Consider the following 7,181-nt stretch of genomic DNA (forward strand, 5'->3'; position numbering starts at 1 on the left):
GCGGTATATCAGTCAATATTTTCAGTGACTGACACTGCGCTTTCGCGAGCAAGCCCGCTCCCACACACAGCTAGTACCGGGCTAACCATGACCTACAGTAATTATCGAGGCGGGGAGGCATAAGCCTCCCCGCATCGTTTGTGGAAACTACATGAATATTCTGATCGTTGGGCCCAGTTGGGTCGGTGACATGGTGATGGCGCAGACACTGTTCCAGTGCCTGAAACAACGTCATCCCGACTGCCAGATCGACGTGCTCGCCCCTGAGTGGAGCCGTCCGATCCTCGAACGCATGCCCGAAGTGCGCGCGGCCTTGAGCTTCCCGCTCGGCCACGGCGCCCTGGAGCTGGCGACCCGCCGGCGCATCGGCAAATCCCTGGCCGGCCACTACGACCAGGCGATCCTGCTGCCCAACTCGCTGAAGTCGGCGCTGGTGCCGTACTTCGCCGGCATCCCCAAGCGCACCGGCTGGCGCGGCGAATTCCGCTACGTGCTGCTCAATGACGTGCGCACCCTCGATAAAGCGCGTTACCCGCTGATGATCGAGCGCTTCATGGCCCTGGCGTACGAGCCGGGGGCCGAGTTGCCCAAGCCGTATCCGCGCCCGAGCCTGCAGATCGACCCCGTGAGCCGCGATGCCGCCCTGGCCAAGTTCGGCCTGACCCTGGATCGCCCGGTGTTGGCGCTGTGCCCGGGCGCCGAGTTTGGCGAGTCCAAGCGCTGGCCGTCGGAGCACTACGCCAAGGTCGCCGAGATGAAAATCCGCGAAGGCTGGCAGGTGTGGCTGTTTGGTTCGAAGAAGGATCACCCGGTGGGCGAAGACATTCGCCAGCGCCTGATCCCCGGCCTGCGCGAAGAGGCGGTGAACCTCAGCGGCGATACGTCGCTGGCCGAGGCCATCGACCTGCTGTCCTGCGCCGATGCGGTGGTGTCCAACGACTCCGGCCTGATGCACGTCGCGGCGGCGCTGAACCGCCCGTTGGTGGCGGTGTACGGCTCCACGTCGCCGGGTTTCACCCCGCCGCTGGCCGACAAGGTCGAAGTGGTGCGCCTGGGCCTGGAGTGCAGCCCGTGTTTTGAACGCACCTGCCGTTTTGGCCACTACAACTGCATGCGCCAGTTGCTGCCGCAGCCGGTCAACGAAGCCTTGCAGCGGTTGCAAGGCGCTGCGGTCGAGGTCCGATAGTTTGCGCGTCCTGGTAATCAAGACCTCATCCCTGGGCGACGTGATCCACGCCTTGCCGGCACTCACCGATGCCGCGCGGGCGATCCCGGGCATTCAATTCGACTGGGTGGTAGAAGAAGGCTTCGCCGAGATTCCCACCTGGCACCCAGCGGTCGACAAGGTGATCCCGGTGGCGATTCGCCGCTGGCGCAAAAACATCTGGCAGACCCTCAAGAGTGGCGAGTGGCGGCGCTTCAAGCAGCGCATCCAGGCGACCAAGTACGACCTGGTGATCGACGCCCAAGGCCTGCTCAAAAGCGCCTGGCTGACCCGCTACGTGCGCGCGCCAGTGGCCGGTTTCGACAAGAATTCCGCCCGTGAGCCGATGGCCGCGCGCTTCTACTCCCGACGCCTGGCCGTGGCCCGTGGCCAACACGCGGTGGAGCGCCTGCGCCAACTGTTTGCCGTGGCCCTCGGTTATGACCTGCCCAAGGGCCTGGGCGACTACGGCCTGAGCGTGGAGAAACTGCTCGGCCTGCCGCCGAAAAAACCCTTCGTCCTGCTGCTGCACGGCACCACCTGGGACACCAAGCACTGGCCCGAAGCCTACTGGCGCGAGCTGGCCGAACGCATGGGCCGCCTCGGTGTGGACGTGAAGTTGCCCTGGGGCAACGCCGCCGAAAAGGCCCGCGCCGACCGCCTGGCCCACGGCCTGGCGAACGCCGAAGTGTTGCCCAAGCTGAACCTGGCTGGCGTCGCCCGCGTGCTGGCCGGCGCCCGCGCCTGTGTGGCAGTGGACACCGGCCTCGGTCACCTGGCCGCCGCGTTGGATGTGCCGACCATTTCCCTGTTCGGCCCCACCAACCCGGGCCTGACCGGCGCATACGGCAAGGGCCAGATTCACCTGGGCAGCGACTTCCCCTGCGCGCCGTGCCTGCAAAAGCACTGTACCTATCAACCGACGGCCGACGACCTGCGTCGGTTCGACCTCAAGCGCGAGTCGCCCCTGTGCTTCACGCGCCTGAACCCTGAGCGTGTGGCCAGCCGACTGAGCACGTTGTTATTGGCTGAGGAGCTGCACTGATGCAACTGGCTTTCGTTTTGTACAAATACTTCCCCTTCGGCGGCTTGCAGCGCGACTTCATGCGCATCGCCCTGGAGTGCCAGCAGCGCGGCCACCAGATCCGTGTGTACACGCTGATCTGGGAAGGTGACATCCCGCCCGGCTTCGAAGTGCTGGTGGCGCCGGTCAAGGCGTTCTTCAATCATCGGCGCAACGAAAAGCTCAGCGCCTGGATGGCCGCCGACTTGGCCAAGCGCCCGGTGGATCGCCTGATCGGCTTCAACAAAATGCCGGGCCTGGACGTCTACTACGCCGCCGACGGCTGCTTTGAAGACAAGGCACAAAACCTGCGCCACTCGCTGTACCGCTACTTTGGCCGCTACAAACACTTCGCCGAGTACGAGCGCGCGGTGTTTGCCAAGGACGCCAAGACCGAAGTGCTGATGATTTCCGAAGTGCAGCAGCCGCTGTTCATCAAGCATTACGACACGCCGCTGGAGCGCTTCCACCTGCTGCCGCCGGGCATCGCCCAGGACCGTCGCGCGCCGCCGAATGCGGCTGAAATCCGCGAAGGCTTCCGCCAGGAATTCAACCTCGGTGACGACGACCTGCTGCTGGTGCAAATCGGCTCCGGCTTCAAGACCAAGGGCGTCGACCGCAGCCTCAAGGCCGTGGCCGCACTGCCGGCGGAGCTGAAAAAACGCACGCGTCTGTTTGTAATCGGCCAGGACGACCCCAAGGTATTCCAACTGCAAAGCGCCACGCTGGGCTTGGGGGACAACGTGCAGTTCCTCAAGGGCCGCAGTGATATCCCGCGTTTCCTGCTGGGGGCCGACCTGTTGATCCACCCGGCGTACAACGAAAACACTGGCACCGTGTTGCTCGAAGCCCTGGTGGCCGGGTTGCCGGTGCTGGTCTCGGCGGTGTGTGGTTATGCCCACTACATCGCCGAAGCCGACTGCGGCAAGGTGTTGGATGAGCCGTTTGAACAAACACAGCTCAACGCGTACCTGACGCAAATGCTCAGCGACACTGCACAGCGCGCGGCCTGGGGCCGCAATGGGTTGGCGTTCGCCGAGACGGCCGACCTCTACAGCATGCCGCAGCACGCTGCGGATGTGATTCTGGCGGAGCCGAAACGATGAAGTTGATTCTTGCCGAACCGTTCAAGACGTTATGGGCCGGGCGTGACGCCTTCGCTGAAGTCGAGAAACTGCAAGGCGAAGTATTCCGTGAACTGGCGGCGCGGCGCACATTGCGCACTGTGGTCGAGGGTCGTCCGTATTTCGTGAAGATCCACCGTGGCATTGGCTGGGGCGAGATCTTCAAGAACCTGATCACCGCCAAGCTGCCGGTACTCGGCGCGGGCCTGGAGTGGGCAGCGATCCATCGCCTGCAAGCCCTCGGCGTGCCGACCATGACCGGCGTGGCGTTTGGCGAAAAGGGCAGCAACCCGGCGGACCAGCACTCGTTCATCATCACCGAAGAGCTGGCGCCCACCGTCAGCCTCGAAGACCTGACGATCAACTGGGTCGCCGAACCGCCTGCGCCGGTATTGCGCCATGCGCTCACCTTTGAGCTGGCGCGCATGGTCGGCGATATGCACCGGGGCGGCGTGAACCATCGCGACTGCTACCTGTGCCACTTTCTGCTGGACACCGCGAAGCCCATCGACGCGAAAGACATCAAGCTGTCGGTGATCGACCTGCACCGTGCCCAATTGCGCGCGCATTTGCCGCTGCGCTGGCGCGACAAGGATTTGTCCGCGCTGTACTACTCGGCGCTGGACATCGGCCTGACCCGGCGCGACAAGCTGCGCTTCCTCAAGGGCTACTTCCGCCAGCCGCTGCGCCAGATCCTCGCCGAGCAATCGGCGTCCCTGAGCCTGATGCAACGCAAGGCCGACAAGCTCTACGCACGCAAACAACGTTACGGGGATGCGATCTGATGGCGGGTTGGAACCTGGAACCGGCCTACGCCAACCTGGCGGATGATTTTGGCAGCCTTGAGGCGGTATTCGCCCTGCAAGGCGAGCAACTGACCCACGACCCGCTGTCGGAGGTGATCCGTGTCGAGCGTGACGGGGTCAATTACTACGTCAAGCGTTACACCGGCGCCGGCAAGGGCCTGCGCCGTTACCTGGGCAAGCCGCGGGTCAAGTCCGAATGGCAGAACCTCAAGCGCTTCGCCAAGTGGGGTATTCCCACCGCTGATGTGATCGCCTGGGGCCTGGAGCGCAACGGCCTGGCGTATGACCGTGGCGCGATGATTACCCGCGAGCTGCCGCGCACCGAAGACCTGTCGGTGCTCGCCGACCGCGACGACGCGCGCCTGCACGATCCCAAGTGGGTCGATGCGGTCAGCCGCCAGCTCGCCGAATACACGCGCACCATGCACGACCACCGCTTCACCCATAACGACTTGAAGTGGCGCAACCTGCTGATCGACGACCAGCAGACCCTGTACCTGATCGATTGCCCCAACGGCGATTTCTGGCGCGGGTTCTGGCTCAAGTACCGCATCACCAAGGACCTGGCCTGCCTCGACAAGGTGGCCAAGTATCACCTGTCGGCCACCCAGCGCCTGCGTTTCTACATGCAATACCGTCAGCGCCGGCACCTGAGCGCGTCGGACAAACAGCGGATTCGCCACGTGGTGAAGTTTTTTGAGGGGCGCGAATGACTGACTTCCTGGCGGCCGAGGACCGTGCGCTGCTGGAGCGCCACGGCCTGGCCACGTTTGACGCGCTGTGGGCCAAGCAGCTGGACGCGGTGGACGAGCCGAACACCAGCCGTGGCGGCTGGAGCAGCGTGTTTCGCCTGGAGCTCGACGGCCATGGCTATTACCTCAAGCGCCAGAGCAACTACCTGACGCGCAGCCTGCACCGGCCGTTTGGCGAGCCGAGTTTCTCGCGGGAATTTCGCAATATCAGCCGCTACCGCAAGCTCGGTATCCCGGCGTTGCAGGCGGCGTTCTACGGCGAGCGCAAGGTGGCCGGTGAGCACCGCGCGATGCTGCTAACCCGCGCACTCGACGGCTGGAATGACCTGGATTCACTGCTCGACGAGTGGCCGCAACTGAGCGATGCCCAGCACGCTGCGATCCTGCTGGCGTGCGGCCAACTGGCCCGTCGGCTGCACAGCGTCGGCCAGGTGCACGGCTGTTTTTATCCCAAGCATATTTTCCTGCAGGCCACCGGCGACGGTTATGCCGCGCAGTTGATCGACCTGGAGAAAACCCGCCCGCTGCTGTTCGGCTGGCGTGATCGGGTCAAGGATTTGGAACCGTTGTTGCGCCGCGCACCACAATGGTCTGATGTGCAGGTGCGCCAACTGTTGGCGGCGTACCTCGATCAGCCCGAGGACAGTGCACTGGTCGCCACGTGGTACCAGCGCCTGAGCGCCCGTCGTAGCCACAAGGAAAACCGTTGATGCGTTTGTCCGAGCTGAAAACTGCCGGCCGTACCCCTGACTTGCCCCTGACCATCGAGCTGGCCGACGCGGCCGGCCCTGGCCAGCTGCAGCTGCTGAGGCTGTTGCGTGTATTGCCGGGCGAGCGCTACGTGGGCGCGGCGGTGTGGCGCGGGCGCCCGGTGCTGGCCAAGTTGTTGGTGGGCAGCAAGGCGGCGCGGCATTTTCAGCGTGAATTGACCGGCGTGCTGCTGCTCGCCGAGCAAGGCCTGACCACACCGCAATTGCTGGCCGATGGCTTGCAGGACGGCGAGGGCGGCTGGCTGCTCTTTGAGTTCATCGACGGCGCTGAAAGCCTGGCGGATGCCTGGCAGGCCGTCGAAGGGTTGCCGTCGCTGGCCGACGAACAAACCGCCGTACTTGCCGAAGCACTGGGCGCGATTGCGCAGATGCACGCCAAGGGCCTGTGGCAGGAAGACTTGCACCTGGACAACCTGCTGCGCCAGGGCGACAAACTGTATTTGATCGACGGCGCCGGGATTCGCGTTGAAGAGGCGGGCAAGCCGCTGTCGCGCAACCGCGTGCTGGAGAACCTCGGGGTGTTTTTTGCCCAGTTGCCGAAAAACCTCGCACCGTTTACCGAAGAGCTGCTGGTGTACTACCTGCTGAGCAACGGCGAACACGCCTTGCCGCTGGAGGCCCTGGAAAAACAGGTGCGCAAGGTCAGCGCGTGGCGGTTGAAGGACTTCCTCAACAAGGTCGGCCGCGAATGTACGCTGTTCAGTGTCTTGCGCGGGCCGTTTGCCCTGCGTGCGATCCGTCGTGAAGAAGAGGTCGTTTTGTTGCCCGTACTGGCGCAGGCCGATGCCTTGCTCGACCAGGGTCATCTGTTCAAGACGGGCGGCGCGGCCACCGTGGCCAAGGTCGACGTGGCAGGCCGCCCGCTGGTAATCAAGCGCTACAACATCAAGGGCTTCGCCCACTGGCTCAAGCGCTTCTGGCGCCCGAGCCGGGCCTGGCATTCCTGGCGCGAAGGCAATCGCCTGGCGTTCCTTGGCATCGCCACACCCAAGCCGCTGGCGGTCCTGGAGAAACGCTTTTTCTGGCTGCGCAGCCGGGCTTACCTGGTCACCGAGCACCTGGCAGGGCCGGACATCATCGAGCGTTTTGCGCCTTACGTTGAGCAGGGTGATGCGCCGGAAAACGAACTGCTGGCCCTCGACCACCTGTTCGCCGAGCTGATCCGCGAGCGCATCAGCCATGGCGATTTCAAGGGTCACAACCTGTTCTGGGACAAGGATCGCTGGTCGCTGATCGACCTGGACGCCATGCGCCAACACAGCAGCGATGCCAGCTTCGCTCAGGCGTACGCCAAGGATCGTGCGCGGTTTATGCGTAACTGGTCGTCGGAGAGTGCGTTGTACAAGCTCATCGACCAGCGGTTGCCAGCGCAGGTCTGATCGCGGTCGAAATGTGGGAACAAATCAATGTGGGAGCGGGCTTGCCCGCGAAGGCGGCGTGTCAGTTTGCACATCAGTGCCTG

General features: G+C 64.0%; 7 protein-coding genes. All 7 read left to right on the forward strand.

From position 1 onward, the window contains the following. Window positions 1-151: 151 nt before the first annotated feature. Genes waaF through NUV89_RS12445 form a run of 7 tightly spaced genes read left to right on the forward strand, consistent with a single transcriptional unit; the run spans window position 152 to window position 7,098 of the window. Window positions 152-1,186 carry a lipopolysaccharide heptosyltransferase II gene (waaF, locus tag NUV89_RS12415; RefSeq protein ID WP_257781547.1) on the forward strand — a complete coding sequence of 345 codons (1,035 nt, stop codon included), beginning with the start codon at window positions 152-154 and terminating at the stop codon, window positions 1,184-1,186. 1 nt (window position 1,187) lies between these two features. Beyond that, complete coding sequence (gene waaC, locus NUV89_RS12420) at window positions 1,188-2,249, forward strand: lipopolysaccharide heptosyltransferase I (protein ID WP_257781548.1); 1,062 nt, start codon at window positions 1,188-1,190, stop codon at window positions 2,247-2,249. Then, window positions 2,249-3,373: a glycosyltransferase family 4 protein gene (locus NUV89_RS12425; RefSeq protein WP_257781549.1), complete on the forward strand. Its 1,125-nt coding sequence runs from the start codon at window positions 2,249-2,251 to the stop codon at window positions 3,371-3,373. The genes waaC and NUV89_RS12425 overlap by 1 nt, the downstream gene beginning before the upstream one ends. Further along, a complete protein-coding gene (gene rfaP, locus NUV89_RS12430; protein WP_257781550.1) occupies window positions 3,370-4,176 on the forward strand; it encodes a lipopolysaccharide core heptose(I) kinase RfaP in 807 nt (268 codons plus the stop codon). Before NUV89_RS12425 ends, rfaP begins: the two co-directional genes overlap by 4 nt. Then, window positions 4,176-4,910, forward strand: a complete 735-nt coding sequence (locus NUV89_RS12435; protein WP_257781551.1) for a lipopolysaccharide kinase InaA family protein — start codon at window positions 4,176-4,178, stop codon at window positions 4,908-4,910. Before rfaP ends, NUV89_RS12435 begins: the two co-directional genes overlap by 1 nt. After that, complete coding sequence (locus NUV89_RS12440; protein WP_257781552.1) at window positions 4,907-5,659, forward strand: lipopolysaccharide kinase InaA family protein; 753 nt, start codon at window positions 4,907-4,909, stop codon at window positions 5,657-5,659. The genes NUV89_RS12435 and NUV89_RS12440 overlap by 4 nt, the downstream gene beginning before the upstream one ends. Further along, complete coding sequence (locus tag NUV89_RS12445; RefSeq protein ID WP_257781553.1) at window positions 5,659-7,098, forward strand: lipopolysaccharide kinase InaA family protein; 1,440 nt, start codon at window positions 5,659-5,661, stop codon at window positions 7,096-7,098. Before NUV89_RS12440 ends, NUV89_RS12445 begins: the two co-directional genes overlap by 1 nt. The last annotated feature ends 83 nt before the right edge of the window (window positions 7,099-7,181 follow it).

It is taken from the genome of Pseudomonas sp. 18.1.10, from assembly GCF_024655625.1.
Taxonomy (GTDB): domain Bacteria; phylum Pseudomonadota; class Gammaproteobacteria; order Pseudomonadales; family Pseudomonadaceae; genus Aquipseudomonas.